Source organism: Agrobacterium sp. DE0009 (genome assembly GCF_007680755.1).
Lineage (GTDB): Bacteria > Pseudomonadota > Alphaproteobacteria > Rhizobiales > Rhizobiaceae > Agrobacterium > Agrobacterium tumefaciens_B.
Map to the genome: position 1 here is coordinate 360,349 of NZ_VEIU01000003.1, position 26,619 is coordinate 386,967.

At 59.0% G+C, this 26,619-nt stretch carries 27 protein-coding genes; 9 read left to right on the forward strand and 18 right to left on the reverse strand.

From position 1 onward, the window contains the following. Position 1: 1 nt before the first annotated feature. Both FS804_RS14480 and FS804_RS14485 read right to left on the reverse strand, forming a co-directional pair. Positions 2–511, reverse strand: coding sequence for a MarR family winged helix-turn-helix transcriptional regulator (locus FS804_RS14480; protein WP_063950801.1), 510 nt, complete (start codon positions 509–511; stop codon positions 2–4). 240 nt (positions 512–751) lie between these two features. Beyond that, positions 752–1,351, reverse strand: a complete 600-nt coding sequence (locus FS804_RS14485) for a DUF1236 domain-containing protein (protein ID WP_063950661.1) — start codon at positions 1,349–1,351, stop codon at positions 752–754. A 221-nt stretch (positions 1,352–1,572) separates the two neighbouring features. Here FS804_RS14485 and FS804_RS14490 point away from each other — a divergent pair, with 221 nt between their 5' ends. Continuing rightward, positions 1,573–2,217 carry an MBL fold metallo-hydrolase gene (locus tag FS804_RS14490; RefSeq protein WP_144577263.1) on the forward strand — a complete coding sequence of 215 codons (645 nt, stop codon included), beginning with the start codon at positions 1,573–1,575 and terminating at the stop codon, positions 2,215–2,217. Between the two features lie 87 nt (positions 2,218–2,304). Here the strand turns inward: FS804_RS14490 and FS804_RS14495 are convergent, their stop codons facing one another. The 4 genes from FS804_RS14495 to FS804_RS14510 form a co-directional block, all read right to left on the reverse strand. Further along, positions 2,305–2,520, reverse strand: a complete 216-nt coding sequence (locus FS804_RS14495; RefSeq protein WP_003494703.1) for a cold-shock protein — start codon at positions 2,518–2,520, stop codon at positions 2,305–2,307. Positions 2,521–2,966: 446 nt separating this feature from the next. Next, positions 2,967–3,869, reverse strand: a complete 903-nt coding sequence (locus tag FS804_RS14500; RefSeq protein WP_144577265.1) for a DMT family transporter — start codon at positions 3,867–3,869, stop codon at positions 2,967–2,969. A 149-nt stretch (positions 3,870–4,018) separates the two neighbouring features. Continuing rightward, positions 4,019–4,330: a hypothetical protein gene (locus FS804_RS14505; protein WP_077224982.1), complete on the reverse strand. Its 312-nt coding sequence runs from the start codon at positions 4,328–4,330 to the stop codon at positions 4,019–4,021. A gap of 146 nt (positions 4,331–4,476) precedes the next feature. Further along, the gene (locus tag FS804_RS14510; RefSeq protein ID WP_144577267.1) at positions 4,477–5,391 is read right to left on the reverse strand and encodes an EAL domain-containing protein; all 915 of its coding nucleotides are present in this window, start codon (positions 5,389–5,391) and stop codon (positions 4,477–4,479) included. 210 nt (positions 5,392–5,601) lie between these two features. Between FS804_RS14510 and FS804_RS14515 the strand changes: the two genes are divergently transcribed. Then, positions 5,602–6,804 carry a pyridoxal phosphate-dependent aminotransferase gene (locus FS804_RS14515; RefSeq protein WP_144577269.1) on the forward strand — a complete coding sequence of 401 codons (1,203 nt, stop codon included), beginning with the start codon at positions 5,602–5,604 and terminating at the stop codon, positions 6,802–6,804. A gap of 93 nt (positions 6,805–6,897) precedes the next feature. Here FS804_RS14515 and FS804_RS14520 read toward each other — a convergent pair whose 3' ends face one another. Beyond that, entirely contained in the window at positions 6,898–8,013 is a 1,116-nt protein-coding gene (locus FS804_RS14520; RefSeq protein WP_144577271.1) for a calcium:proton antiporter, read from the reverse strand. Positions 8,014–8,206: 193 nt separating this feature from the next. On the opposite strand from FS804_RS14520, the gene FS804_RS14530 reads away from it, so the two are divergent. Beyond that, positions 8,207–8,464 carry a DUF2188 domain-containing protein gene (locus FS804_RS14530; protein ID WP_063950654.1) on the forward strand — a complete coding sequence of 86 codons (258 nt, stop codon included), beginning with the start codon at positions 8,207–8,209 and terminating at the stop codon, positions 8,462–8,464. 102 nt (positions 8,465–8,566) lie between these two features. On the opposite strand, the gene FS804_RS14535 is transcribed toward FS804_RS14530, so the two are convergent. After that, positions 8,567–9,511: a LysR family transcriptional regulator gene (locus FS804_RS14535; protein ID WP_063950653.1), complete on the reverse strand. Its 945-nt coding sequence runs from the start codon at positions 9,509–9,511 to the stop codon at positions 8,567–8,569. A gap of 88 nt (positions 9,512–9,599) precedes the next feature. Here FS804_RS14535 and FS804_RS14540 point away from each other — a divergent pair, with 88 nt between their 5' ends. Both FS804_RS14540 and FS804_RS14545 read left to right on the forward strand, forming a co-directional pair. After that, complete coding sequence (locus FS804_RS14540) at positions 9,600–10,637, forward strand: NAD-dependent epimerase/dehydratase family protein (protein WP_144577273.1); 1,038 nt, start codon at positions 9,600–9,602, stop codon at positions 10,635–10,637. Next, positions 10,637–11,026, forward strand: a complete 390-nt coding sequence (locus FS804_RS14545) for a DUF6220 domain-containing protein (RefSeq protein ID WP_144577275.1) — start codon at positions 10,637–10,639, stop codon at positions 11,024–11,026. The genes FS804_RS14540 and FS804_RS14545 overlap by 1 nt, the downstream gene beginning before the upstream one ends. 51 nt (positions 11,027–11,077) lie before the next feature. Here the strand turns inward: FS804_RS14545 and FS804_RS14550 are convergent, their stop codons facing one another. From FS804_RS14550 to trxB, 4 genes are all read right to left on the reverse strand, one after another. Further along, positions 11,078–12,190 (reverse strand): alkene reductase, encoded by a 1,113-nt coding sequence (locus FS804_RS14550; RefSeq protein WP_063950650.1) that lies wholly within the window; start codon positions 12,188–12,190, stop codon positions 11,078–11,080. A 122-nt stretch (positions 12,191–12,312) separates the two neighbouring features. Next, entirely contained in the window at positions 12,313–12,603 is a 291-nt protein-coding gene (locus FS804_RS14555) for a helix-turn-helix transcriptional regulator (RefSeq protein WP_063950649.1), read from the reverse strand. Positions 12,604–13,199: 596 nt separating this feature from the next. Further along, complete coding sequence (locus FS804_RS14560) at positions 13,200–14,096, reverse strand: LysR family transcriptional regulator VtlR (RefSeq protein ID WP_063950800.1); 897 nt, start codon at positions 14,094–14,096, stop codon at positions 13,200–13,202. Between the two features lie 24 nt (positions 14,097–14,120). After that, entirely contained in the window at positions 14,121–15,095 is a 975-nt protein-coding gene (gene trxB, locus FS804_RS14565; RefSeq protein ID WP_063950648.1) for a thioredoxin-disulfide reductase, read from the reverse strand. A gap of 248 nt (positions 15,096–15,343) precedes the next feature. On the opposite strand from trxB, the gene FS804_RS14570 reads away from it, so the two are divergent. After that, a complete protein-coding gene (locus FS804_RS14570) occupies positions 15,344–15,811 on the forward strand; it encodes an Lrp/AsnC family transcriptional regulator (protein ID WP_186376810.1) in 468 nt (155 codons plus the stop codon). 33 nt (positions 15,812–15,844) lie between these two features. Here FS804_RS14570 and FS804_RS14575 read toward each other — a convergent pair whose 3' ends face one another. After that, positions 15,845–16,900, reverse strand: a complete 1,056-nt coding sequence (locus FS804_RS14575; protein WP_144577278.1) for a glycosyltransferase family 4 protein — start codon at positions 16,898–16,900, stop codon at positions 15,845–15,847. An 86-nt stretch (positions 16,901–16,986) separates the two neighbouring features. Then, positions 16,987–17,463, reverse strand: a complete 477-nt coding sequence (greA, locus tag FS804_RS14580) for a transcription elongation factor GreA (RefSeq protein WP_003522847.1) — start codon at positions 17,461–17,463, stop codon at positions 16,987–16,989. 221 nt (positions 17,464–17,684) lie between these two features. Here greA and FS804_RS14585 point away from each other — a divergent pair, with 221 nt between their 5' ends. The 3 genes from FS804_RS14585 to FS804_RS14595 all read left to right on the forward strand — a co-directional run bounded on the left by FS804_RS14585 (position 17,685) and on the right by FS804_RS14595 (position 21,642). Continuing rightward, a complete protein-coding gene (locus tag FS804_RS14585) occupies positions 17,685–18,917 on the forward strand; it encodes a putative DNA modification/repair radical SAM protein (RefSeq protein ID WP_144577280.1) in 1,233 nt (410 codons plus the stop codon). Further along, entirely contained in the window at positions 18,917–20,365 is a 1,449-nt protein-coding gene (locus tag FS804_RS14590; protein ID WP_144577281.1) for a UdgX family uracil-DNA binding protein, read from the forward strand. The genes FS804_RS14585 and FS804_RS14590 overlap by 1 nt, the downstream gene beginning before the upstream one ends. 137 nt (positions 20,366–20,502) lie before the next feature. Next, positions 20,503–21,642 carry a GGDEF domain-containing protein gene (locus FS804_RS14595; RefSeq protein WP_144577282.1) on the forward strand — a complete coding sequence of 380 codons (1,140 nt, stop codon included), beginning with the start codon at positions 20,503–20,505 and terminating at the stop codon, positions 21,640–21,642. A 51-nt stretch (positions 21,643–21,693) separates the two neighbouring features. On the opposite strand, the gene FS804_RS14600 is transcribed toward FS804_RS14595, so the two are convergent. The 4 genes from FS804_RS14600 to carB all read right to left on the reverse strand — a co-directional run bounded on the left by FS804_RS14600 (position 21,694) and on the right by carB (position 26,572). Further along, positions 21,694–21,879 carry an Arc family DNA-binding protein gene (locus FS804_RS14600; protein WP_063950799.1) on the reverse strand — a complete coding sequence of 62 codons (186 nt, stop codon included), beginning with the start codon at positions 21,877–21,879 and terminating at the stop codon, positions 21,694–21,696. Positions 21,880–21,884: 5 nt separating this feature from the next. Continuing rightward, positions 21,885–22,262, reverse strand: a complete 378-nt coding sequence (locus FS804_RS14605; RefSeq protein WP_144577283.1) for an SPFH domain-containing protein — start codon at positions 22,260–22,262, stop codon at positions 21,885–21,887. Beyond that, entirely contained in the window at positions 22,192–22,794 is a 603-nt protein-coding gene (locus FS804_RS25445) for an SPFH domain-containing protein (RefSeq protein WP_144577284.1), read from the reverse strand. Before FS804_RS25445 ends, FS804_RS14605 begins: the two co-directional genes overlap by 71 nt. A gap of 289 nt (positions 22,795–23,083) precedes the next feature. Continuing rightward, entirely contained in the window at positions 23,084–26,572 is a 3,489-nt protein-coding gene (carB, locus tag FS804_RS14615) for a carbamoyl-phosphate synthase large subunit (protein ID WP_063950643.1), read from the reverse strand. Between the last annotated feature and the right edge of the window lie 47 nt (positions 26,573–26,619).

Consider the following 26,619-nt stretch of genomic DNA (forward strand, 5'->3'; position numbering starts at 1 on the left):
GTCACTCGTCCTCCGCGCTCGCCGTCGTCGCGGCGGGGCTGCGCATCTGTGCAAGGAACTGCCGCACGCAGGCCCGCGCGTCCGGTCCCAGACCTTCGAGCGCGCGGTCGATGCGGCGCGATTGTGGCTCGCTGAGCGCCAGCGCCAGTTCGCGGCCCGTGAGCGTGGGGTAAAGCCTGCGCTGGCGGCGATCTTCGGGACCTGCCATCTGCCTGATGTAGCCGTCGTCTATCAGCTGTTTGAGCACGCGGGCGAGGCTCTGCTTGGTGATGCCAAGCGTGTCCAGCAAATCCGCCACCGTCATGCCCGGCTGCCGGCTGACGAAGTAGACAACACGGTGGTGGGCGCGTCCGTAATCCAGTTTCGACAGGATGACATCGGGATCGGAGACAAAGTCGCGATATGCGAAAAACAGCGACTCGATCGTGTCGAAATCGATCTTGCCGTCATCAACCTTCGGGAGTGCCGGTGTCTGCCTTGCGGCGGCGGATTTTAGCGATTGCGGTGGCACTGCGGTTCCTTCATATCCTGCGGCTGTCTGATCATAGCTGACAGGCGTCAATGCGCCAATATTCTGTAAACATAGCCGAAAATGCGTCCACTCGGGAGAATGCCGCCAATCATTTTCTGTTGCGGTGGATAATATGGCGCGGGTGCGGGTGCAACTGGAATCAGGAAAGCCGATACAGGACATGAAAAAGAGCGCGGTCAGACCGCGCTCTTCATATCAACGAATGCTGATAAACCGGATTTACTGGTAGACGTAAACGATACGGCGGGTCGAGGGTTCGACGAGAACCGGAACGTCGTTCACGCGGACGTAGCGGTACTGATAGTCCGGGACCTCAACCAGACGGGTATCGGCCGGCAGGACGCTCCCCACCGCGATGTCGCCATCATAGGTGACGGTGTCTGCGGGATGCTCATCAATATAGGTGATGACCGACTGCGGCGGATCGACTTCGCCCACGCGGCCGAGATTCGGGTCGCCCGGGTTCGGCTCGGACTGTACGCTCGCGGTTTTCTCATAGGTCACAACGGGAACGCTGAGTTCCGTGCGGCGCTCCTTGAGGATCACGGGCGAGCCTTCGTACATCACGTTCAGGTAATCGGCATGGGCCCAACCGCGCAGGCCGTTCACCTCAATGCGGCACCAGCTGCTACCCTCCATGCAGCCATCCAGCACGGCGTTGCTGCCACGGGTGGCAAGGCCGAGTTCCGGATAGTCCTCGCCCGGGCCGGAACGGACCGAAATATCCGATGCGGTGGTTGCGACCATGGCGGCATTTGCATAGCCTGCCATCAAGGCAAAGGCGCCACCAGCGACCAGCATTTTAAGCTTCTTGTCCATGTGTCTCACTCCTTTCAAGACTGGTGCTACAACGTCGCAACCATCAGGGCGTTCCACATTTTTCAGGGATATCAGGCCCTCCTTCCTATTATGTGCCTGTAAAAAATAGCGATTTTCTTTGCCCCTGCGCGGCCTGAAAAAGCGGGGAACGGTCGTCGGCATTGTGCCTTCCTCCCCCGCGGGCTATAGGACACATCAGCTTTCAGACAGGAGAACAGGATATGGGTAAATTGCAGGCGGGCATTATTCCGGTCACGCCATTCGAGCAGAATTGCACCATCCTGTTCGATCAGGACACCAAGGAAGGTGTCGTCGTCGACCCCGGCGGGGATGTGGAGGTCATTCTTCAGGTCGTTGCGGAAAACGGGATTACGCTCAAGGAAATCTGGCTGACGCACGGTCATCTCGACCACGCCGGCGGTGCCGATGAATTGAGGGGCAAGCTTTCGCTCCCTGTGATCGGGCCGCATGAGGACGATCGGCCCTTGCTGGAGAGGATCGAAGTGCAGGCGGAGAAATACGGCATCACCGGTCTCAAGAATGTGACGCCCGATACGTGGCTGAGGGATGGCGACACGGTTTCCTTCGGGGAGCACATTTTCGAAGTCTATCACTGCCCCGGCCACGCGCCCGGTCACGTGATCTATTACAACCGCGACCAGAACTTCGCTCATGTGGGTGATGTGCTGTTTTCAGGGTCGGTAGGGCGCACGGATTTGCCGGGCGGAAACCACGAGCAGTTGATGGCGTCCATTCGCGACAAGCTCCTGCCGCTGGGAGACGACGTGGGCTTCATCTGCGGCCATGGCCCCGGTGGGCGGCTCGGCGAAGAGCGGCTCAACAATCCCTATCTGAAGGGGCTCTGACGGCCGGTGACGGGAGGCCGGGGGCTGCGCATAAAAAAACCCGGCATTCCTGCCGGGCTTCAACTAGAAGAGAAAGCCGTTTTAGGGTCAGCCAGCAATCTGCAGATTGACTGCCTTCGGCCCCTTGCCGCGACGATCCGGTTCCGTGTCGAAGCTCACTTTCTGATTTTCTGAAAGTCCGGACAGGCCGGAAGCCTGTACGGCAGAGATGTGAACAAAGATATCAGCGCCACCATTGTCTGGCTTGATGAAGCCGAAGCCTTTGTCGGTATTGAAGAATTTTACGGTGCCAGTTTCGGCCATGCATCAGGTCCTTTTCGCTCTGCCCGCGTTCAGCTACAGGCAGCATTACAGTTTTGCCCCGCGTGGGCGTTGGCAGGCAGTTCTTGACTAGTGAGAAAATGGACCTTCGCAGCGGGAAGTAATGGCGTTCTCATCCAACGTTTTTCGTCCCACCGCCCGAGGTTTATAGCGTCCCCGGTGCGCAAATTTATAGGCCTTCCCATGCTCGCAAATTGCCCGAACCGCAACAGATTGCTGCGTTTATCTAAAATTGGCAAGCAAAAGTTTTCACGGGCTTTTTGTCAGATAAAAAACCTGCGGTAGAACTGCATCAAGGAAACGCACATTTTTTCCGCATAAGGTATATCTGCCGAAATAATTGCCGTTTCCGTCAGCCTTTTGGGGCAAAATTTTGGGTGCAAAGCGGCGGATTCCTGCGAAAAGCAGAAAAATCAGTTTTGACGGCGTCAGGTCGTTTCGGTCAGGGGTTTGGGGCGTTTACGGGTCAATTCGGGCACCAGTTCAACCATGAGGATGGCGGCGAAAATGATCAGGCATCCGACGTAGCCTGCACCCGAAATGGTTTCTTTCAGGAAGACCGAGGCCAGCAACGCGCCGAAAAGCGCCTCCGAAGACAGGAAGATCGCGGCCTGCGGGGCAGTGGTGTAACGCTGGCCGATGACCTGCAGGACGAAAGCGAGTCCGGAGGACACGAGGCCGACATAGAGGATTTCCGCCAGCGACGCCTCGATCGCGGCAAAGCTCAGCGGTTCGAACACAGCGCCGATCATGCAACTCAGAAGGGAGCAAACGGAGAACTGTGTGCACGAAAGCGCGAGCGGCCTTCCGCTCTCGGAAACGAAGCGGCCAGCAAGCGTAATCTGGATCGCCCAGAAGAAGGCGCAGACGATACTCAGAAAATCGCCTTTCGTCAGCGTTTCGAAAGCGCCGCCGGAGAGCAGGAAGATGCCGCCCAGCATCATCAGCGCGCAGGGCCAGACGATCCAGTGGGGATGCCGACGGTAAAGAATGACGGCGATGACGGGCACGAAGATGACGTAAAGCCCGGTCAGGAAACTGGAATTGGTGACGGTTGTTGTCAGCAGCCCGACCTGCTGCGTGGTTGCGCCGGCAAACAGGGCGAGACCGACGAAAATGAAGTTGCCGATCTCGCGCCGGCGTGGCGGCGATTTCCGCGACCGCGTTTCCATGAGTGCAAAGGGCAGCACGGCAATGGCGGCGATCGCGAAGCGAAGGCCGACGAACCAGAACGGGCCGATCGACGCCATGGCGGAGGACTGTGCGACGAACCCGCCACCCCAGATCGCGGCGGCGAGCAGAAGCAGCATATTGGCCTGGAGACGAGTCATTCTTTGCACCGCACAGCAGGGCCGGGCGATCATTCAGTCACGGCCGTGGAAACAGGAATTTTTTGAAATGCCGAACCGGCGATGCGGACGACTGGTTCCCGGGTGCTTTAGCAGCAACATGCCAACGCCGCAAGCAAAGGTAGGTCGCCCTACCTGAAGCGGCGCGCCTCGTCCTTCAGGCTACGCCGGGTGAGCGTCAGGCCGCCAATCGCAAGGCCGATGAAGGCGGCGGCGGAGAGACCGATGAGCAGGAGATGCGGGCCGGCCTTCGTCGTTGCCGCAACCTGGGGAATGGCCGCCGTGTGCAGCGTGTCGACGGCCTGTGTGGCGGCATTGGCCGAGGTTGCGATGCCCGCGGCCATGGTGACGATGACAAGAAAAGCGGCAACGGCCATCCAGAGGGAAAACAGGGTTCTCTGCGCCCTTAACCTTTCAACGGAACTCCGGTCGTTGGTAAACATGGCTGTCGCCTCTTGCCCCTGTTCTTGAAGGATAAAAGAGGCTTCGAAATGGACGGCTTGGAGACCGAATTCTGGCGTTCCGCGGCATTTATTGCGGCCATATTGTGGCAGAGGGGTTTGCGGCAGCTTTTTTGATGCGTTTGCCCTTAAAGCCCCCGTTTCCCGAATGTTCGGGTCTGGCGCGCGGGATGCGGCTCTTCTCTGAAAAATCCCAGTGGCGCACCGCTTTTTTCCGGCCGCGATGGTGAGAAATCGGTGCTGCCGAGTTCAGGGAAACGCGTGTCGAACGTCGTCGGCGCAAGTTCGGGCCTCGCCAGAATGTAGCCCTGCATCAGGACGACGCCGAGGTCCTCGCACAAGTCCACCTGCCAGCTCGCCTCCAGGCCTTCGAAGACCGGCTCGATGCCGTCTTCCCGGAACTGACGGACGATGACACGCAGAAGGGCGGCGCCCGCTGAATTCTGCATGAAATCCCGCACCCAGCCTGCTTCGAACTTCACGTAGTCAGGCTTGATGAGCTTGACCCTTTCAATATCGGAATCGCCGGCACCGTAATCGTCGAGCGCCACGCGAAAACCGATATCGTGCATGTGATAGGCGAAGTCGGCGACCATCTGCGTGTCGGAGGCCTTTTTCTCGGAAATTTCGCACACGATGCGATCGGCCGTCAGGCCCGCCTCGTGGGCCGCAAGGCGCATGCGTTCCACTTCCTGCCGCATCTTGGCCGGGGTCTGGAACAGGCCAGGGTGAAAGTTGACGAAAATGCGGGCGCGGGCGCGGTTTAGGCGGCCAGTGTTGAGGATGTGGACCGTGCGCAGGATGCTGTCGATGTTCTCGATGTCCCCGGGCGCGACCAGCGAGAAAAATTCGCCCGGCGTCACTGGCTCGCCATTGCGATGCGGCCGCACCAGACCCTCGAATGAATCGATGTCGAGCGCGCCATTTGCCGTTCTTCGGAAAATGGGCTGCAGCGCCGATTTGAGGTTGAACATGTGATAGGCCGTGGACCATGTGCCATCGACCTCTCGGACAAGACTGGAAAAGATGCTTTTGGGCGCCATTTTTCCACCAGCTACAGAGACACGACCCCTATTGCCGTCAATGTATCACGACAAGCGTTACTTCCGGGTTAAGAAAGGCTTAAATTGTCCCCAACGCCAGATAGGCCGGCTTTTGGCCTTGAAACTGGTCCCGTCTTTCGACATAGAAATTGCCGCAGCAGACGAGATTTCCGAGCTCTGCGATGTCAACCCCAATAGGACCGATTAAAAATGGCCTTCCTTGCCGACATTCTCTCCCGCGTAAAGCCATCCGCCACCATCGCCGTTAGCCAGAAAGCCCGCGAGCTTAAAGCACAGGGCCGCGATGTGATTAGCCTTGGCGCCGGCGAGCCGGATTTCGATACGCCCGACAATATCAAGGAAGCGGCCATTGACGCGATTAAGCGCGGTGAAACGAAATACACGCCCGTTTCCGGCATTCCGGAACTGCGCAAGGCGATTGCCGACAAGTTCAAGCGTGAAAACGGCCTCGACTACAAGCCGGAGCAGACGATTGTCGGTACCGGCGGCAAGCAGATCCTGTTCAACGCTTTCATGGCGACGCTGAACCCGGGTGATGAAGTCGTTATCCCCGCGCCGTACTGGGTCAGCTATCCCGAGATGGTCTCGATCTGCGGCGGTACGCCCGTGTTCGTCGACGCGACGCTGGAAGACAATTTCAAGCTGAAGCCGGAAGCGCTGGAAAAGGCGATCACGCCGAAGACGAAGTGGTTCGTGTTCAACTCGCCGTCCAACCCGTCGGGCGCGGCCTATTCGCACGACGAGTTGAAGGCGCTGACCGATGTGCTCGTTAAGCACCCGCACGTGTGGATCCTCACGGATGACATGTATGAGCACCTGACCTATGGCGACTTTAAATTCGTCACGCCGGTGGAAGTGGAGCCTTCGCTTTATGACCGCACGCTGACGATGAATGGTGTCTCCAAGGCCTATGCCATGACCGGCTGGCGTATCGGTTACGCTGCCGGCCCGCTGCCGCTGATCAAGGCCATGGACATGATCCAGGGCCAGCAGACCTCGGGCGCAAGCTCGATTGCGCAATGGGCCGCTGTCGAAGCTCTGAACGGCACGCAGGATTTCATTCCGGCGAACAAGAAGATCTTCGAAGGCCGCCGCGACCTGGTCGTCTCCATGCTCAACCAGGCCAAGGGCATCAGCTGCCCGGCTCCGGAAGGCGCGTTTTACGTGTATCCGTCCTGCGCCGGCCTGATCGGCAAGACCGCGCCTTCGGGCAAGGTCATCGAGACCGATACGGATTTCGTCTCGGAGCTTCTGGAAGCCGAAGGCGTTGCCGTTGTTCAGGGTTCGGCCTTCGGCCTCGGCCCGAACTTCCGCATTTCCTACGCCACGTCGGAGGCGTTGCTGGAAGAGGCCTGCAAGCGTATCCAGCGCTTCTGCGCTGATTGCCGCTGATTGGCCAACGATCGTGAATGAAAAGCCCGGCAGTGATGTCGGGCTTTTTGTTTTCAAGTCACAAGCCTTTCCATGCCGCGTTTTTCGTTTCGGTCAGAGCCCCAGAAACAGCAGCATGATGAAGGTGGCGAAGAGAATGAAATGCGTCATGCCCTCGATAGCATTCGTCTCGCCGTCATTCAGATTTATCGCAGCGGCGATGAGCGTAATGAAGACCATAACGGTCTGAACTGGTGTCATCGCCATGATGAAGGGCTGGCCGGTGTAAAGCGCGATACCCTCCATGACAGGCACGGTCAGGATGACCGTCGAGAGCGAAGCGCCCATGGCGATGTTGACCACCGCCTGCATGCGGTCGCGAAGGGCGGAGCGGAGCGCAGTCAGGATTTCAGGCGAGGCCGAGATCGTCGCAACCACGACCGCCATCAGGGCAGGCGGTGCGCTGGTTCCTTCAAGGCTTTCGCTGAGGAAGGCGGACATGAACTCCGCCAGCACGCCGATCAACACCACGCCGGCGATGATGAGGCCGATGGAAAGCGGCACGCTGCCTTCGTCGTCGTCTCCCGCATGGCTGCCTGACGCCTGCCCCGACTGGCCGGCCGGACGGGGCTTCTTTGGGTAGGTGTAGCTGAAGAAATAGCTGTGCGGACCGACCTGCATTTTGAGGAAGAGCGCATAAAGCGCAATCATCGCGAATATCGTGAAGACAGAGTAGATGTGCCAGCTCTGTTCAGGGATGAATTCCGGCACAATCATCGATATGCCCATGGCGGTCAGTATCATCACGCCATAGGTCTTGCCGGAATCGTCATTGTAAGGCTGCTCGCCGTGGCGAAGGCCGCCGAGGAGGGCCGCGAGGCCCAGAATGCCGTTAATGTCGATCATGACGGCGGAATAGATCGTGTCTCGCACCAGTGTCGGCGAACTGGACTCGCTCATGATGATCGCGAGGATCAGCACCTCGACGGCGACCGCCGACAGCGTCAGGATCATCGTCCCGTAGGGATCGCCGACCTTTGCAGCAAGAATTTCCGCGTGATGGGCAACCCGCATCGAGACCAGAACGATGAGGCCGATGAGGACGACGGCGGCAATCAGCGCTGCCGTCTTTCCCGCTTCGAATATCGTGTGCTCGGCTAAATAGGCGATGATTGCCGCCGGTATTGCCAGCAGCAGCATCCGCTCCTGCTTGATGATAGATCCCACCATGAATTTCCCTTCCCCATGTCGTCGCAGGCTGTAGCCTATCGTCCCTCAGATCAAGCAGCATTTGCGCTTGAATGCTTTTGGTAGGATAGTGATGTTGCAGGACATGCAGATCACGCCGCGCTGTCCCATCGGGTGCAATGCTTGAAGCGCGGTTGTGGTTGCCATGTTGCCGACTGAGACAGGAGGACCATGCATGACCAAAGTGGTGTACGAGATCGTCGAACACGACGGAGGCTTCGCTTATCGTATGAACGGCGCTTATTCCGAGACCTTTCCCACCTATGACGACGCCCGCGCCGCTGCGCGCATTGTAGCAGCCGAACAGCAGGTGGGCGGCGATGACGAAGAAATCAGCTATCAGGACGAGCGCGGCAAATGGCATGAGGAACATAGCCAGGGCGGCGACCGGCCGGAAGCAGAGGTTGTCGACAAGACCTCGCCACCCGCCTGATTGAGCCGGGCCGGGTCGTGCCGGTCCGTCGACTATTTCAATATGCCTTCGACGGGTCTGGCGCTCATGCGGCCTTGAGGAACTTGGGCTGCCGCCGCTGCCCTAGCGCTTCTTGGGCGGCGCTCCCGGATCGGTTTCCTTCAGATGACCTTTGAGACCGTCGACCAGCGCGCTGAAAACCGCGCGGCACCGCGGTGAGGTCTTGAGATTTTCGTGCATCGCGACCCAGGTATGGAGCGGGATGTCGATGTTCGGGAGAACCTGGACCAGCCGCGGGTCTTTTCGCGCCAGGCCGATCTGGCAGACGCCTATCCCGGCGCTCGCGCGGATCATGGCGAGTTGCGCCAGATTGCTGTCGGCGCGGATTTCGAAGGAGATTTCCTCGATATCGGGAAGATCGGGCTCAAGAGAGCGCATCCGATGAATGGCCGCGCGGATGAAAGGCGTTTTGCGGTCGAAACCGACCATGCGATGATGGTTGAGATCTTCGGTGCTTTTCGGCACGCCCGCTTTTGCCAGGTAGTCGCGCGTCGCATGAAAACCCAGGCGGAAATTGCCGATGTAGCGCATGACGATCGCATCCTGCATCGGTTCGGTCATGCGAATGGCAATGTCGGCTTCGCGCCTTAACAGGTCTTCCAGCGTGTCGGAAAGGGAGAGTTCGATTTCAAGCCGCGGGTGGGTCTCCTGCATGGCCGTGATGATCGGCGGCAGCATTTCGACGCCGATGATATCTGACGCGCTGATACGCACCGTGCCTTCGATCTTGCCGACCTCCCCGGAGGCCGCGCGCATCAGGGCTGCTGTCGTTGCCGCCAGATTTTCCGCGTATGGTCGAAGCGCCAGCGCCGCCTCCGTCGGCATCAGGCCATGAGGCGAGCGGATGAACAGCGGAAAACCGACGGCTTCCTCGAGAGCTCCGATGTGTCGCCCCGCCGTTGGCTGGGTGATCCCAAGTTCGCGGGCGGCGGCAGAGAGCGAACCGTCACTCAGCACGCTCAGGAAGGTGCGGTAGAAATCCCAGCTGATATCACGGTTTTTCGTCATAATATTTTGTATAGCCGCTCCACTCATTTCGACAATTTCGTATATCGCAGATCGAGCCGATACTCCAGACACACAAAGGAGTACGGCGATGTCTATTGGAAATAACGTGAGTGCGGCGAAGGACGAACGGCCCCTGGCGCTGGTGCTGGGTGTGAATGGCGGCGTTGGCCGCCAGGTTTCACGCATGTTGCTGCAAAGGGGCTGGCGATTGAGGGCGATGACACGCCGGAAGCCGGCAGCCGAGGCCGCTGGCGACATCGAATTCGTCACAGGCGACGCCATGAACCGGCAGGACGTTTTGAGGGCGGCGCAAGGTGCCCGGCTGATCGTGCACGCGGTCAATCCTCCCGGCTACAGCGATTGGGAGAAGCAGGTCGTGCCGATGCTGGACAACACGATCGCTGCCGCCGAAAGCTGCGGTGCAAGGATAGTCTTTCCCGGCACGGTCTATAATTTCGGTTCAGACGCCTTTCCGCTGCTGACCGAAGAGAGCCCGCAGCAGCCGTTTACGCGCAAGGGCGCGTTGCGTGCGGAGATGGAACGACGGCTGAAAATGGCTTCCATGCGTGGCGTGCCCGTGCTGATCGTTCGTGCCGGAGATTTCTTTGGGCCGGATGCGAAAAATAACTGGTTCTCGCAGATGCTGGTAAAGCCGGGACAGCCCGTCCGCAGCGTCCGAAACCCCGCGGCGCCCCATGCGGGACATCAATGGGCCTATCTGCCTGACGTGGCGGAGACGATCGGACGGCTGTTGGATCGCGCCGCTGACCTGCCAGCTTTCGCCGTCTTCCATATGGAAGGTTTTTGGGACTTCGACGGGCTGCAACTGGTTGCCGCCATCGAACGGGTCGTGGGACATCCGGTCAAACAGCGCCGGCTCTCCTGGACCGGCATTCGATTGGCAGCGCCCTTCGTTCCCCTGTTCCGCGAAGTTCTGGAGATGCGCTATCTCTGGCAGATGTCGATCCGGATGAGCAATCGCAAGCTGACGGCGTTTCTGGGGGGCGAGCCCAAAACACCCATCGATGTCGCGGTGTCGACCACGCTGGCGAGCCTTGGATGCCTAGAGCAGAACCAACCGCCCGTAAGCCTCCCTCAGCCTGTCGATGCGAAGGGCGGGGTGTAATGGCGACGGTCATAAACGGGGTGTCAGGTCCCCGGCGCCTGTTTGCTGTGATTTCGGCAAGCGTGCCATTGCTGATCTTCGCACAGGTACTGCTGGCAGGGCTGTCGATATATTACGACGGATCGCTGATTTCGCTTCACAAGGGCCTTGGCATGCTGGTCGCCCTGCCGATCCTGTCGCTGGCGGTCCTCGCTTTGCGATATGATGAATTGCGGCCCAACCTCGCGCGCACATTGGCTTTGCTCGGCCTTTATTGCCTGCAGGTGGCGCTGATGAGCATCGGCCGTGAAACAGGCAATGGTTTGCTGCAGGCGCTGCACCTGCCCAATGCCTTCATCATCGGTGCGTTTTCAGATTATGCCGCACGTCAGGCGCGACGCCCTCTTTAAAAAAAGACCGCATCGCAGTCGTGCGATGCGGCCTTTCCATGTGTGGGTATATCAGGCAAGCGCCGGATAGTCGGTATAGCCTTCGGCCCCGCCGCCATAGAAGGTCGGCTGGTTCGGTTCATTCAAGGGCGCGTTGTCCTTGAGGCGGCGCACCAGATCCGGGTTGGCAATGAAGGCCTTGCCGAAGGCAACGGCATCGACCTTGCCGCTCTCGACAGCTTCGATCGCGCTCTCACGATCGTAGCCGTTATTGGCGATCCACAGGCCCTTGCCACCGGCATTGCGGTAAGCGGCCTTGAAGGCGGCATAATCGAACGGCTTGTCCCCCTGCTTGAAATCGCGGGGGCCACCCGTTGCGCCTTCGACGACATGGATGAAGGCGAGATTACGCTTGCCAAGCTGTTCCACGACGTAGTTGTACAGCGGCTGTGGGTCGGCCTCGAAGATATCGTTGGCAGGCGTGACGGGAGAGAGGCGAATGCCAGTGCGGCCTGCACCAATCTCACCTGCAACCGCATCAACGACTTCCAGCAGGAAGCGGGCGCGGTTTTCGATCGAGCCGCCATACTCATCCGTGCGTTCGTTGGTGCTGGATTTCAGGAACTGCTCGATGAGGTAGCCATTGGCCGCGTGGATTTCGACGCCGTCGAAACCGGCCTCCAGTGCCGCGCGTGCACCGCTGCGATAGTCCTCGAGGATGAGGCCGATATCGTCGATGGTAAGCGCACGCGGCTCCGACGTTTCGGCAAAGCCGCCGGTGCCGTCATCATTGATGATATAGGTCTTGGATTTGGCCGTGATGGCAGACGGGGCAACCGGCTGGCCACCATGGGGTTGCAACGAGGTATGGGAGATGCGGCCCACGTGCCAGATTTGTGCGACGATCTTGCCGCCGGCCGAATGCACACCCTGGGTGACCTGTTTCCAGCCCTCGATTGCTTCCCGCTTATAAAGGCCGGGAACGTCGGCGTAACCCTGACCCTGCTGGGAGATCGGTGTGCCTTCGGTGACGATCAGGCCCGCACTGGCGCGCTGTTCGTAATAAGTGGCATTGAGATTGTTGGGAATGGCACCTGGGGAACGGTTGCGGGTGAGGGGCGCCATGACGATACGGTTGGCGAGTGCGATATCGCCGGCCTGTGCCGGTTCGAAAAGACTGGTCATGCGACTACACTTTCTGGTCGGTTGGCGTAATTGCGCGGCAGGCGCGCTATCCTGATGGGATGCCGGATCGAGTCCCCATTGTGGTTTCCGTCCGGCACCCCGAGGCTCAAAGCTTGGGAGGCTCAGAGATTTGTCTGCAGATAATTGCGAAAAGCGTCGATGGTTTCCTCGTTCCGTTCAAAAAATACCCATTGCCCCACCTTTTTCGACCGGATGAGGCCGGCTGACTGCAACACCGCGAGATGTGACGAGACGGTGGACTGCGACAGGCCGCTGATCTGGAATTGGTTGGCGCACACGCCCATGCTGAAAGGGTGGTCCTGACAAAAGTGGCTCTCCGGCCGCTTCAGCCATTCCAGAAACTTCAGCCTTGCAGGGTGCGAAAGGGCTTTGAGGATTTCCTCCGGGTTCATCTGGACGTTTTCAATATCTGACATGGTCGATATATATATCGATAAATTTCGATATACAAGTCACGTCTCTGTGAGAAGGATTGCCGACCCTGTCCCTCCAAAAAAGAAGGCCGCTGGATATTTCCGCGGCCTGATAAGTTTGAAGGTCAAAACCTCCAGAGGGGAACAGCTGTCGCGTGCCTGAGCGAGCGTGACAGCCAACTAAGATATGGTGGGAGCGAGAATGCAAAACAAGGTTGCATCATCCGGTATCTCGCCGATTTGGAGAAAATTCTTGCGGGTAAAAAAAGAGGGCCGCCGGATAGATCCAGGGCCCTTTAAGTGTGAAGGTCAAAAACCTCCAGAGGGGAACAGCTGATGCGGTGGAACTGGGAGGAAAAGCCACCGTGTGCATCAGCTGAGTGCGATATGGTGCTTTTTTGTGCATGGAGCAACTCTTTTTTGTGCAGGTCAGGCATGCGTACCGTGCAGCCCTCGATATTTCCGGTATAATTTATGTGCAAAGCTAAAGAAGGGCGCTCGCGCACCCCTCCCACTTTTGACGTCATAAGGCTATGAATCTAATAGACTATCTTCTAACGGCGATTATTTTTCCGTCAGAAGTTCCAGTTCCTGGCCTTGGCAACGATGAAATCACGGAAGGCCTTCAGCTTTGCAGCGTTTTTCATCTCGTCGGGATAGCAGAAATACGTATCGAATGACGGGATGTCGGCCGCGAGCGAAAGCTGGATGAGGCCGGGATCGCGGCCAACGATATAATCCGGCAGGCAGGCAATACCGATTCCCAGCAGGCAGGCCCGCTTGATCGAGGTCTGGCTGTTGATCTGCAGGTGCGGCGTGCGCGTATTGTCGGAGGAGCGTCCGGCATTTTCGAGCCAGTTGACATCAAGCAGGTAGTTTGGCGCCGGTTCACCGAAGGAAATGATGCGGTGATTATCGAGGTCTTCGATCGACTGTGGTTCGCCGTATCTGTTGATATAGGACGGCGCAGCATAGACGTGCATGTGCACGGTGAACAGCTTTCGCTGAATGAGGTCCGACTGCTGCGGCTGGCGCAGGCGGATCGCACAATCGGCGTGACGCATGTTCACGTCCAGCTCCTCATTGTCGAGGATGAGCTGAATCGACATTTCCGGATAGAGCTGAAGAAACTCCTGCACCTTGTCCGTCAGCCACCCCTGGCCGAGGCCGACGGTCGTCGTGACGCGCAGCTTGCCGCTCGGCTTCTCCGTCGTTTCGGTGAGCTGCATCTTGACGGTTTCAAGTTTCAGCAACACGTCGTGAGCGGTGCGGTAGAGCAACTCACCCTGTTCGGTGAGGATGAGGCCGCGGGCATGGCGATGGAACAGTTTGACGCCGACATCCTGCTCCAGCGCGCTGACCTGACGGCTGATGGCCGACTGGGACAAGTGCAGCTTGTCAGCAGCATGGGTGAACGACCCTGCTTCGGCTGCGGCATGAAAAATGCGCAGTTTATCCCAGTCCAATGGCATTGCCATGCCTATCCTGCCTTTCGGTTATTCCGCTGCAACTGCAAGCGGTTGATGCGCGGTGAGGTAACGTTCCGCTTCCAGCGCCGCCATGCAGCCCATCCCGGCGGCAGTGATGGCCTGACGATAGATGTCGTCGGTGACGTCGCCGGCGGCAAAGATGCCTTCCACGTCGGTGGCGGTGGAATCGGGGGCCGTCCACATATAGCCATTGTCCTTCAGCTTCACCTTGCCCTTGAACAGTTCGACCGCAGGGGCGTGGCCGATGGCGACGAAGACGCCATCGACAGGCATGTCGTTGATCGCGCCCGTCCTGGTGTCCCGCAGCTTCACGCCGGAAACGGAAGGTGGCATTGGCGGCTTTGCCGGCGCACCGGTAATTTCAGCGACTTCCGTGTTCCAGAGGATGTTGACGTTTTCCTTGGCGAACAAGCGCTCCTGCAGGATTTTTTCCGAACGGAAGCTGTCGCGACGGTGCACGACGGTTACCGTCTTGGCGATATGGGCAAGATAGAGCGCCTCTTCCACGGCGGAATTGCCGCCGCCGACCACGATCACATCCTTGTTGCGATAGAAGAACCCATCGCAGGTGGCGCAGGCGGAAACGCCAAAACCCTGGAAATGCTGCTCGCTCTCAATGCCGAGCCACTTGGCCTTGGCGCCGGTGGCGATGATCAGCGTATCGGCGGTCCAGACCTGACCGGAATCAGTCTTCACCACGAATGGCCGTACGTTGGTTTCAACTTCAGTCACGAGGTCGCTGACGATTTCCGCGCCCACATGGGTTGCCTGCTTCAGCATCTGGTCCATCAGCCAGGGACCCTGGATGGGATCGGCAAAGCCCGGATAGTTCTCGACATCGGTGGTGATCATCAACTGACCGCCCTGTTCCATGCCGGCAATCAGCACGGGTTTCAGCATGGCGCGGGCGGCGTAGATCGCTGCCGTGTATCCGGCGGGACCGGAGCCAATGATCAATACCTTCGTGTGGCGGGCAGTCATGGAAACCTTCCTTCTCAATAACGGGCCTTTGCGCCATGCACTCCAGCCGCAGGACGGCGGACGGGCCGCAACCCCTTCGTTGCCCGGTATTTAAGGTTGTCTAGTGTCTTTATTCAAGGGCAGCCTTGCGTTACCAACAAGGCAGTTGTGGATGTCTGCGCAATTTTGTGACCGGGCAGCGTCATAATGTTGCGAATCCCGCGCCGGATAGTACAAGGAAGTTCTCCACCTTAACGAGGTACTCTTTCGTGACCAGCGTCGAACTCGATGCCATCGATCTGAAAATCCTGCGCGAATTGCAGCGCGACGGGCGCATGACCAATGTGGAACTCGCCGAACGGGTCGGCATCTCGGCTCCCCCGTGCCTGAGACGCGTTCGCAAGCTGGAAGAGGCGGGCGTGATCGAGGGATATCACGCCATGTTGAATGCCCCGAAGCTCGGTTTTGATCTTGTCGCCTTCTGCATGATCGGCCTCAAGCGACAGGCGGACAGCAATCTGAAGGCTTTCGCGGCGGCAACCGCCGGCTGGTCACTGGTGCGGCAGGCCTGGATGGTCTCAGGCGAAAGCGACTTCCTGCTGCATTGCGTGGCAAAAAACCTGACGGAGTTTCAAGATTTCGTCATCGAGGTCCTGACCGCGGATGAGAACGTCGACACGGTGCGAACGATGCTGACCATCCGTCAGGTCAAGCGCGTCGGCCTCGTGGAAATCTGATCCGAACCTGTCGCAGTTGACGCGCTGGCCGCGTCACGCACGCCGTAGGGCGTCGTAGACCTCGCCAAGGCTGGTCGCTTCTTTTTCAAGCGGAAAAGCCCTGCGGACATGGGCGAGCCCGGCGCTGCCATGCACCTTTGCGCGATCGGGATCGGCAAGATAGGGCTTTATCGCATCGCGGAGTGCTGGGTAATCTCCCGCCGCGACAACGGCGCCGGTCTGGCCCTCAACAATCATTTCTTCATAGGCGCCGGCATTGCTCGCAACCACGGCTGTCTGCGAGGCCATGGCTTCGAGCGGCGTGAGACCGAAACCCTCGTTGCGCGATGGTGCGACGTAAAGGCTCAAGCGCCGGTACCACGGCTTGATGTCGTCAACCTCGCCCTGAAAGACGATACGCTCCGCCAGGCCGGCCGCTTCGACATCGGCGACGAGCTTGTCGCCAAAATCCGTGTGTTCCTTCGTCACCCGCCCGGAAACAACCGCCGTCCACTCAGGGTAATGCGGCAACAGTTCGATCATCGCACGCACGAACAGGTCCGTGCCCTTCTGATGGCGCACGCGTCCGAAGCAGCCGATGAGATAGTGTCCGGGCAGGCCCGCTGCTGCCATCGTGTCGTCCGGACCCGCTGGGGGATGGAAGAGATCGGTATCGACGCCGTGCATGACGACTCGATGCGGCACTTCCAGAAACGAGCCGGAACGGCCGTTGGTGGCAACAACGGCATCCATCTTCGAAATCAGGAAGCGCGTATAGGCGGAATGTCGCCTCTGCGCCGCGGAGGTAAAGAGCAGCTTCACCTTCATGCGCAGCACATCCCGCATGATGATGCCGGGCAGCATTTCCAGGTTACGGCGTGCATGCCACACGCGCGGGCCGCCAAACGGGCCATTTCGCCATAGCTGCCAAAGGTCGCGAAAGCGAACATGCGGCAGATGCGGCGGCAGACCGGGGCCGATGACGGCGACCTTCTGCCCCAGCCGGTTCTGCACCGGTATCAGTTGAACGATGGTGGAGGTCACGCCGGAGAGCCTGCGCTTGAAATTCGGCGCAAGCACCTGCACATCTTTCAGACTGACGTTGGACAAGCTCGGCTTCCGTCTCTGCGGCTGATTTCAGAAATCTGTGGCGCTGAAAAACAATGCGCCCGGATGGGCGCATTGCATGGGGCTGATCAGCCCCACTGAACCGCGAGAATTTCGTAGCCCTTGGCGCCGCCGGGCGCGTTGACTTCGATGCTGTCGCCGACTTCCTTGCCGATCAGGGCGCGGGCGATGGGGGAAGAGATGGAGATGCGGCCGGCCTTCACGTCGGCCTCCTGATCGCCGACGATCTGGTAGGTCTTTTCCTCATCGCTGTCTTCGTCAACCAGCTTGACCGTGGCGCCGAACTTGATCTTCGAGCCCGACATTTTCGACAGGTCGATGACTTCGGCGCGCGCCGTCAGGTCCTCGAGTTCGGTGATGCGGCCTTCATTGTGGCTCTGGGCTTCCTTGGCAGCATGGTACTCGGCATTTTCCGAAAGGTCGCCGTGAGCGCGCGCTTCCGCAATCGCCTCGATGATACGGGGGCGTTCCTCCTGCTGGCGCCAGCGAAGCTCCTCCTGAAGCTTGACGAATCCACCCTGAGTCATCGGTACTTTTTCTACCATTTTTTTATCCTTCGCATTCCGGTCGCTTTACTTGCAGACACAAAAAGAAACAGGTTCCGGAGAGGAACTCCGGAACCATGCCAAAATCAAATCTGAGCCGACTATATCAGAAGACGACCGCGAAAGGCCAGCAAATTTCAGGCGTGATTATTCCATAATATTATCAATATCTTGTTCCCCAAGATTGACAATCTTCAATAGAACATATAGAGAACATATCCATGAAGAAGTCGATCAGGCAACGGCTGGCCATTCTCTCCGACGCAGCGAAGTACGACGCGTCCTGCGCATCGAGTGGCACGACCAAACGAAACTCTGCAGCATCAGGCGGTCTGGGTTCCACGGAAGGGTCGGGCATTTGCCATGCTTACGCTCCCGATGGACGCTGCATTTCGCTCCTGAAGATCTTGCTCACCAATTTCTGCATTTATGATTGCGCCTATTGCATCAACCGGTCGTCCAGCAATGTGGAGCGGGCGCGCTTCACGCCGGAAGAAGTGGTCTGGCTTACGCTCGAGTTTTACCGGCGCAACTACATTGAGGGGCTTTTTCTGTCGTCGGGCATCATCCGGTCGTCAGATCATACGATGGAAGAAATGGTGCGCGTTGCTCGCGAGCTGCGCGTGACGCATGGTTTTCGCGGTTACATCCATCTGAAATCCATTCCGGAAGCATCGCCCAAACTCATCGAGGAGGCGGGGCTTTATGCGGACCGCCTTTCGATCAATATCGAATTGCCGACCGACAGCGGCATTGGCCGTTTCGCACCGGAGAAGCAGCCGGCCAACATCCGCCGCTCGATGGCTGATATCCGGCTGAAGATAGAGGAGGCGGGGGAGCCGACTGTCAGGACGAGAAAGACCAAGCGTTTTGCCCCGGCCGGGCAGAGCACGCAGATGATCGTGGGGGCCGATGGGGCTGACGACAGCACCATTCTCTCCACCAGCGCCCGGCTCTATGGCAGCTACGGCTTGCGACGTGTCTATTATTCGGCCTTCAGCCCCATTCCGGACTCATCGAAAAACCTGCCGCTCATCAAGCCGCCGCTGATGCGGGAGCACAGGCTTTACCAGGCCGATTGGCTTTATCGCTTTTACGGTTTCGATATCGGCGAAATCACGGCGATTGGCGGAGACGGCATGCTTGATCTCGATATTGATCCAAAGCTTGCCTGGGCCTTGAAACATCGTGAGCGGTTCCCCGTGGATATCAACGTTGCAGATCGTGAAATCCTCCTGCGTGTCCCTGGTTTCGGCACGAAGACGGTCGCGTCCATCCTGTCTTCGCGGCGCTTCCGGCGGTTAAGGCTGGAGGATGTCGCCCGCTTTGGCGTTTCTCTCAAGAAGGTGAAGGCTTTTATCGTTGCGGAGGGCTGGACGCCAGGCAAGCTGACCGAGCGGCCGGATCTGCGCGCCATGTTTGCGCCGCAGCCTGAACAATTGTCGCTTCTGTGATGTATGGGCCGATCCTTGAGGGGCGGGGCGAGTTTGGCGAGTGGCGGGACGCTGCCCGGGCGGCACTTGCCGGGGATATCCCGCCTGAGCGGATCGACTGGCGGTTACACGGGGACATGGCGGGGTTGCTGGACTTTGCCGGGGATCCTCTACCCCCGTTCAAGCCGGGCACCGCCGAGATTTCGGTGCCGGCTTCGTTTGTTGCGCTTGCGCAGGCGGTCATCTGCCACAGCGATCCGGGGCGATTTGCTTTGCTTTACAGGCTGTTGTGGCGGCTGAGGCAGGATCGCGCCCTGTTGCAGTTCAAGTCGGACCCAGATGTCGCCGAGGCGCGGCTACTGGAGAAATCGGTGCGCCGCGACTGTCACAAGATGACGGCTTTCGTTCGTTTCAAGGAGTTGCCTCTGCCGCAAGGGCAGGGTGGGCGGCGGCGGTTTATCGCCTGGTTTGAGCCGGACCATTTCATCGTGGAGCGGACAGCGCCGTTTTTTCAGCGCCGATTTACCGACATGGACTGGCTGATCGCCACGCCAAACGGGTCTGCGCGTTGGGATGGGACCGCGCTTCAGACGTCGCGGCAGCCAGCCGAAAAGCCCGATCTCACCGATGAGACGGATGAACTATGGCGGACCTATTACGCCAATATATTCAATCCGGCGCGTCTCAAAATCAAAGCCATGACGGCGGAAATGCCGAAAAAATACTGGAAGAACCTGCCCGAGGCCGATCTCATTCCCGACCTTATTCTCGGCGCGGAGGCGCGGGTGATGGAGATGGCTGCCAAGGCGGCAAGCCAGCCGCAGCCGTTTCACCATAGGCTGCAGGCGGCAGCGGCTGCGCGTGAGATGCCGCAACCGGTGCCTGATGGCACGCTCACCTCGCTGGCGCGGGAGGCAAGTCATTGCACGCGCTGCCCGTTGCATTGCAATGCCACTCAGACGGTATTCGGCGCCGGTCCTGAAAACGCAAAGATCATGATCGTTGGCGAGCAACCCGGTGATCACGAGGATCTTGCAGGCAAACCCTTTGTCGGTCCCGCTGGCCAGCTTTTTGACCGCACGCTTGCCGAGGTCGGCATCGAGCGCAACAGCCTTTACGTCACCAATGCCGTCAAACACTTCAAATATGAATCCCGCGGCAAACGGCGCATTCACCAGCGGCCGAATGCCGGTGAAGTTGAGCAGTGCCGTTGGTGGCTCAATCAGGAAATCGCGCTCGTGCGGCCGAAGCTCATCGTCGCAATGGGTGCGACGGCGCATTACGCACTGACCGGCAGCAAGGAGAAAGTCACGGAGGTGCGCGGTCGTCCGCTGCCGATAGACGAGGGCAGGACGCTTTTTATCACCGTGCACCCTTCCTATCTTCTTCGCATCCCCGATGCACAGCGAAAAGATATGGAAATGACGCAATTCAAGAACGATATACTTTATGTAAGTAAATTCGAATAAATTTATGTTGGGGATTGCCTTTATTCATGACAGAACCCGCGCCGCGTGTTTTTACGTGTCGTTAAGTTTTCGTTTTAATTGAAACTTATGCGATTCATTTTATATGTCCCGTCAAAATATTTATAGATGGACATATTATGCTTGGCGAACTTGACCTTGCAACAGTCATTTTAATGCAGAAATGCTCCTATATCGTGGGCCTGTTGAGTTTCATTTATTTGATGCTGACTAACAGGGGGCTGCGTGGCCCCATTACGCTGGCGGCGGGTTTTGCGGCAATGACGGTGGGCTCCACGCTTGCCGGCTATGGCGAGTGGAAAATCGTGCCGCCCGCCGTGTGGCAGCTCGGCAGCGTCATCTTCGGCATCGCGGGTTACATGCTGATCTGGCTCGGCCTAAAGACACTGAGCGATGGGCGAAGGGTGACGCGCAAGACCTTGATGATGACCTGTCTCGTCGCCGTGATCGGCATCATCATTGCCTTTCAGGTGGCCGAGAACAATGCGTTGCGCGCGATGCTCTTCAACGCATGCGCGGCGCTGGCCTATCTTAGTGCAGCATGGGTGCTGCTTATCGGTTGGCAGAAGGAGCCGCTGCTTTCGCGTGTTGCTCTTGGTGTCATCACCGGTCTTTCCGGGCTGATTTCGCTTTCAGTGGTCAAAGGCCTGCTTTCGCCCTCCCTCGCCTCCATCAATATCGTCAATGCGTTTTTCCTCATCATCATGCTGAATTTTGCGATCGCTCTCTTCGTGATGATGCTGGTTGCGGAACGCTCCGAACGAAAACTCCTGGTGCTTGCCAATACCGATCCGCTCACGGGCGTAAAGAACAGGCGCTTTTTCTTCCAGACGATGCCGGTAAAGCCTGAACCGACGGACGCGGCGATGCTGCTGGATATCGATCACTTCAAGTCCATCAACGATCGTTTCGGCCATGCGGTCGGAGATAGCGTGCTGCAGGAAGTGGCGAAGCGCATTGGCGGCAGTATCAGGGGAGGGGACGTGCTCGCCCGATATGGCGGCGAGGAGTTTATCATTTTTCTTCCCAGCGCAGGCAGCGAACGGGCCACGATGATCGGAGAGCGCATTCGCAACGCGGTCGCTTTAAACGAAGTGGATTGTGGCGGGTTGCGGATCGCCGTGACCATCAGCATCGGCGTCGCCACGGGCGGCGAGACGGATTGTGATCTCCAGGCACTGGCCGAGATGGCTGACCGCGCGCTCTATCGGGCCAAGAGCGAAGGCCGAAACTGTGTGCGGGAAGCGCTGGCCGCCTGAAGAACTCCAGTGCAGACATGGTCAAGCATCAGTATGGTCTCGTCGCGGCGGCTACGACCCGTCGTCGCTCTTGCCCAGCACGCCCCGCCGGGAGAGCGCTTCGCGCAGCAGGATTTCGATCTGAGCGTTGACGCTCCGCAAGTCTGAACTTGCAGAGCGCTTGACCGCTTCGAGAATTTTAGGTTCGATCCGGAGCGGAAATGCTGTTCGCTCGGGACCGGGCGGGCGCCCAGCCATCAATTTTATCCGTACAATGTTTCGGCGTTGATAACCGGCGTTGCGTCCTTTTCGCCGACGAGGACGATAAGCGTGTTGGAGACCATGGCGGCCTGACGTTCGTGGTCGATTTCGATGTTCTTCTCTTTCAAGCCCATAAGCGCTTCCTTTACAAGCTCAACGGCACCCTTGACGATCGTGCGTCGCGCCGCGATGACCGCCGCCGCCTGCTGGCGTCGCAGCATGGAGCTTGCGATTTCCGGTGCGTAGGCAAGGTGCGTGATGCGGGCGTCGGTGACCTCGATGCCCGCGGCGGCGACCCGATTGCGCAGTTCAGCAACGAGGTTGACGGTTATATCTTCCCCGCCATCGCGCAGCGAAACGATAGCCAGATCCCTCGTCACCTCCTAACCAGTTGTCATAAGGGTGCTGGCTGGCGATTTTGCGAAGGGCGGTTTCTGCCTGCATGGCGACGAAATTCTTGAAATCGTCGACTTCCAGAAGCGCCTTTGCGCAATCTCCGACATGCCAAACAAGCGCGGCTCCGATCTCTATCGGATTGCCCGCCGCATCATTGACCTTGATCGATTCAATGTGGTGGGTCTGGAGACGACGGGAGATACGCTGAATGCTGAAGAAGGGATTCATCCAGCGAAGCCCGGCCGACTGATCGGTGCCCTGATATTTGCCGAAGAGGGTAAAGACCGCGCTTTCGTTCGGCTGGATCATGAATACACCGAAGCCGATGAGGACCGCGACGCCAATCAGCAGGGCCGAGACCAGCAGTGGCAGGAAGGAAAACGTGCCGGACGACTGCCAGATATGGATCTGATACGCGAGCATGCCGATGGCAATGGCGATCGCCGCAATGATCAGACTTACGGCAACATAGCCGTGGTGGGTGGAAACCGGCTTATCTGCAATACAAGACGACATGAAAACCTCATAAAAAATGATGTATTTATGATATCATAAATTGGTGTCGGATCAAGACGGTTGTTGAGGTTGATTGCTTTTGAAGGGCCTGGCGCGTCGACATTGCCGCTGACGCATGGTCGGTTCATTTAAGGGAACCGCGTTATCCGGTCTTGTAGACCTCACTGCCGGCGATGCGCGGGGATCGCGGTCTTGATACCGCTGCCGGATGACAGCTGGATTACGCAATGCAAAAACGCCGCGAGCCCGGTGGCTCGCGGCGTTTTATAGAGGGCTGAACTCGGAGTACTTAGTTGAAGTAGCTCTGCAGCGGCTTCACTTCCAGATTTCCGGCCTTCAGCGCCTGGATGGCGAGGGCTGCGGCTTCTGCGCCGGCCATCGTCGTGTAATAAGGCACCTTCTGCATCAGCGTGGCGCGGCGCAGCGATTTGCTGTCCGAAATCGCCTTGTTGCTGTCGGTGGTGTTGATGACCAGCTGGACCTGACGGTTGCGGATGGCGTCTTCGATATGCGGACGGCCTTCCTGCACCTTGTTGATCTTCTCGGCGTTGATGCCCTTTTCGGCAAGGAAACGCTGGGTGCCGCCGGTCGCCAACACTCTGAAGCCGCTTTCCACGAGAATGCGGATGGCGGGCAGAACGCCTTCCTTGTCCTCGTCACGGACCGAGACGAAGACCGCGCCGGAGCGCGGCAGGTCGACACCGGCGCCGAGCTGGCTCTTGGCGAAGGCGAGCGCGAAATCCGTGTCGAGGCCGATGACTTCACCGGTCGAGCGCATTTCCGGTCCAAGCAGGATGTCGACGCCCGGGAAGCGCGCGAAGGGGAACACAGCTTCCTTGACGGCAATGTGCTTGAGGTTGCGCGGATCGGGCTTCTCGCCATAAGCGGCAATTGCCGGCCCGAGTTTTTCGCCCGCCATGACGCGGGCGGCAATCTTGGCGATCGGCGCGCCGATGGTTTTTGCGACAAATGGCACGGTACGCGAGGCGCGCGGGTTGACTTCGAGAACGTAGATCGTACCGTCCTTGATGGCGTATTGAACGTTCATCAGGCCGCCGACCTTGAGCGCCTTGGCAAGAGCGGTCGTCTGGCGTTCCAGTTCGTCGAGCGTTTCCTTCGACAGCGAACGCGAAGGCAGCGAGCAGGCCGAGTCGCCCGAGTGGATGCCGGCCTCTTCGATGTGTTCCATGATGCCGGATACGAAGACGTTTTCGCCGTCGCACAGCGCGTCGACGTCCACTTCGACGGCGTTGGTCAAGTAGCTGTCGAACAGCAGTGGGTTCTTGCCGAGCAGGGTGTTGATCTGGCCGGTCTTGTCGTTCGGGTAACGCTGCTTGATGTCTTCGGGAACGAGCCCCGGAACCGTGTCGAGCAGGTAGGTCTGGAGCTGACCTTCCGAATGGATGATCTGCATGGCGCGGCCACCCAGAACGTAGGACGGGCGAACGACCAGCGGGAAGCCGATTTCCGAGGCGACGAGGCGGGCCTGCTCGACCGAATAGGCGATGCCGTTGTTCGGCTGGGCGAGATCGAGCTTCATCAGCAGCTTCTGGAAGCGATCGCGGTCTTCTGCGAGGTCGATCATGTCAGGCGCGGTGCCGAGGATCGGAATACCGTTCTTTTCAAGCGCCTCTGCGAGCTTCAGCGGGGTCTGGCCGCCGAACTGCACGATGACGCCGACGAGCTCACCCTTTTCCTGTTCGGCGCGCATGATCTCGATCACGTCTTCAGCCGTCAGTGGCTCGAAATAAAGGCGGTCGGAGGTGTCGTAGTCGGTAGACACCGTTTCCGGGTTGCAGTTGATCATGATCGCTTCGAAGCCGGCGTCCTTCAGCGCGAAGGCGGCGTGGCAGCAGCAATAATCGAACTCTATGCCCTGGCCGATACGGTTCGGGCCGCCGCCGAGGATGACGACCTTCTTGCGGTCGGAGACCTGTGCTTCAGAGCGGGCGGCGCCGACGAAGGGAATTTCATAGGTCGAATACATGTAAGCAGTCGGCGAGGCGAATTCAGCCGCACAGGTGTCGATGCGCTTGAAGACCGGGCGGACGTTCAGGCTGTTGCGCAGCTCGGCCACTTCCTTCGGGCGCTTGGACGTCAGGCTGGCGAGGCGGGCGTCGGAGAAACCCATGGCTTTCAGCATGCGCAGATTTTCGGCATCCTGCGGCAGCCCATGCTCGCGGATGCGGGCTTCCGTATCCACGATGGCCTTGAACTGTGCGATGAACCACGGGTCGATCTTCGAGTTTTCGTGGACTTCCTCTTCGCTCATGCCCATGCGCAGCGCCTGGACGACCATGCGCAGGCGATCCGGCGTCGGTGTGCCGATTGCGGCGCGGATCGCGTTCTTGGAGCCTTCGCCTTCTTCGAAGCCGGGAATTTCGATTTCATCGAGACCGGTGAGACCGGTTTCGAGGCCACGTAGCGCCTTCTGCAGCGATTCCGCGAAGGTGCGGCCGATGGCCATGACTTCACCGACCGACTTCATGGCGGTGGTGAGGATTGGCGAGGCGCCGGGGAATTTCTCGAAGGCGAAACGCGGGATCTTGGTGACGACGTAGTCGATCGAGGGTTCGAACGATGCCGGGGTCGCACCGCCGGTGATGTCGTTTTCCAGCTCGTCCAGCGTGTAACCGATAGCGAGTTTGGCGGCGATCTTGGCGATGGGGAAGCCGGTTGCCTTGGAAGCCAGCGCAGAGGAGCGCGACACGCGCGGGTTCATTTCGATGACGACCAGGCGGCCGTCCTTCGGATTGACGGCGAACTGCACGTTGGAGCCGCCGGTCTCAACGCCGATCTCACGCAGCACCGCAATCGAGGCGTTGCGCATGATCTGGTATTCTTTGTCCGTCAGCGTCAGCGCCGGCGCGACGGTGATCGAGTCGCCGGTATGGACGCCCATCGGATCGATGTTTTCTATGGAGCAGATGATGATGCAATTGTCCGCCTTGTCGCGGACGACTTCCATCTCATATTCCTTCCAGCCGAGAACCGATTCTTCGACCAGAACTTCCGTGGTCGGCGAGGCGTCGAGACCACCAGAGACGATGTCGAAGAATTCCGAACGGTTATAGGCGATGCCGCCGCCGGTGCCGCCGAGCGTGAAGGATGGGCGGATGATGGCGGGCAGGCCGACATGATCGATGGCCTGGGCGGCAATGGCCATGGCGTGGGCCATGTAACGCTGCTTGCGGTCGGTTTCGCCGAGGTTCCACTGGTTTTCCAGCTCGTCCAGCGCCTTGTCGAGGTCCGGGCCGGAGAGCTTGCCCTTCAGTTCCGCCCGCGCAGCTTCATGCTTCTTGCGGTCGGCATCCTTGATTTCGGTGGCGTTGGCGAGCATCGAGCGCGGGGTTTCAAGGCCGATGCGGGCCATGGCTTCGCGGAAGAGCGCGCGGTCTTCGGCCATGTCGATGGCTTCGGGCTTCGCGCCGATCATTTCGACATTGTAGCGGTCGAGAACGCCCATGCGCTTGAGAGAAAGCGCCGTGTTGAGCGCGGTCTGGCCGCCCATGGTCGGCAGTAGCGCGTCCGGGCGCTCCTTGGCAATGATCTTGGCCACGACCTCAGGGGTAATCGGCTCGACGTAAGTGGCGTCGGCAAGACCCGGATCGGTCATGATGGTGGCCGGGTTGGAGTTGACCAGGATGACCCGGTAACCCTCTTCCTTCAGCGCCTTGCAGGCCTGCGTACCGGAGTAATCGAATTCACATGCCTGACCGATGACGATCGGTCCCGCGCCGATGATGAGAATGGACTTGATATCTTGGCGCTTCGGCATGGGCTCTCTCGTTCCGCTTTTCGGTTGCGCAAAACACCGGCCAGGGT

Coding starts and splice junctions, on each gene's coding strand:
- FS804_RS14585 (WP_144577280.1), top strand. CDS start 17,685: ATGAAGAAGTCGATCAGGCAACGGCTGGCCATTCTCTCCGACGCAGCG.
- FS804_RS14540 (WP_144577273.1), top strand. CDS start 9,600: ATGTCTATTGGAAATAACGTGAGTGCGGCGAAGGACGAACGGCCCCTG.
- FS804_RS14545 (WP_144577275.1), top strand. CDS start 10,637: ATGGCGACGGTCATAAACGGGGTGTCAGGTCCCCGGCGCCTGTTTGCT.
- FS804_RS14560 (WP_063950800.1), bottom strand. CDS start 14,096: ATGCCATTGGACTGGGATAAACTGCGCATTTTTCATGCCGCAGCCGAA.
- FS804_RS25445 (WP_144577284.1), bottom strand. CDS start 22,794: ATGTCGTCTTGTATTGCAGATAAGCCGGTTTCCACCCACCACGGCTAT.
- greA (WP_003522847.1), bottom strand. CDS start 17,463: ATGGTAGAAAAAGTACCGATGACTCAGGGTGGATTCGTCAAGCTTCAG.
- FS804_RS14600 (WP_063950799.1), bottom strand. CDS start 21,879: ATGGCTGGGCGCCCGCCCGGTCCCGAGCGAACAGCATTTCCGCTCCGG.
- carB (WP_063950643.1), bottom strand. CDS start 26,572: ATGCCGAAGCGCCAAGATATCAAGTCCATTCTCATCATCGGCGCGGGA.
- FS804_RS14550 (WP_063950650.1), bottom strand. CDS start 12,190: ATGACCAGTCTTTTCGAACCGGCACAGGCCGGCGATATCGCACTCGCC.
- FS804_RS14530 (WP_063950654.1), top strand. CDS start 8,207: ATGACCAAAGTGGTGTACGAGATCGTCGAACACGACGGAGGCTTCGCT.
- trxB (WP_063950648.1), bottom strand. CDS start 15,095: ATGACTGCCCGCCACACGAAGGTATTGATCATTGGCTCCGGTCCCGCC.
- FS804_RS14500 (WP_144577265.1), bottom strand. CDS start 3,869: ATGACTCGTCTCCAGGCCAATATGCTGCTTCTGCTCGCCGCCGCGATC.
- FS804_RS14495 (WP_003494703.1), bottom strand. CDS start 2,520: ATGGCCGAAACTGGCACCGTAAAATTCTTCAATACCGACAAAGGCTTC.
- FS804_RS14510 (WP_144577267.1), bottom strand. CDS start 5,391: ATGGCGCCCAAAAGCATCTTTTCCAGTCTTGTCCGAGAGGTCGATGGC.
- FS804_RS14595 (WP_144577282.1), top strand. CDS start 20,503: ATGCTTGGCGAACTTGACCTTGCAACAGTCATTTTAATGCAGAAATGC.
- FS804_RS14485 (WP_063950661.1), bottom strand. CDS start 1,351: ATGGACAAGAAGCTTAAAATGCTGGTCGCTGGTGGCGCCTTTGCCTTG.
- FS804_RS14555 (WP_063950649.1), bottom strand. CDS start 12,603: ATGAACCCGGAGGAAATCCTCAAAGCCCTTTCGCACCCTGCAAGGCTG.
- FS804_RS14505 (WP_077224982.1), bottom strand. CDS start 4,330: ATGTTTACCAACGACCGGAGTTCCGTTGAAAGGTTAAGGGCGCAGAGA.
- FS804_RS14590 (WP_144577281.1), top strand. CDS start 18,917: ATGTATGGGCCGATCCTTGAGGGGCGGGGCGAGTTTGGCGAGTGGCGG.
- FS804_RS14520 (WP_144577271.1), bottom strand. CDS start 8,013: ATGGTGGGATCTATCATCAAGCAGGAGCGGATGCTGCTGCTGGCAATA.
- FS804_RS14535 (WP_063950653.1), bottom strand. CDS start 9,511: ATGACGAAAAACCGTGATATCAGCTGGGATTTCTACCGCACCTTCCTG.
- FS804_RS14490 (WP_144577263.1), top strand. CDS start 1,573: ATGGGTAAATTGCAGGCGGGCATTATTCCGGTCACGCCATTCGAGCAG.
- FS804_RS14515 (WP_144577269.1), top strand. CDS start 5,602: ATGGCCTTCCTTGCCGACATTCTCTCCCGCGTAAAGCCATCCGCCACC.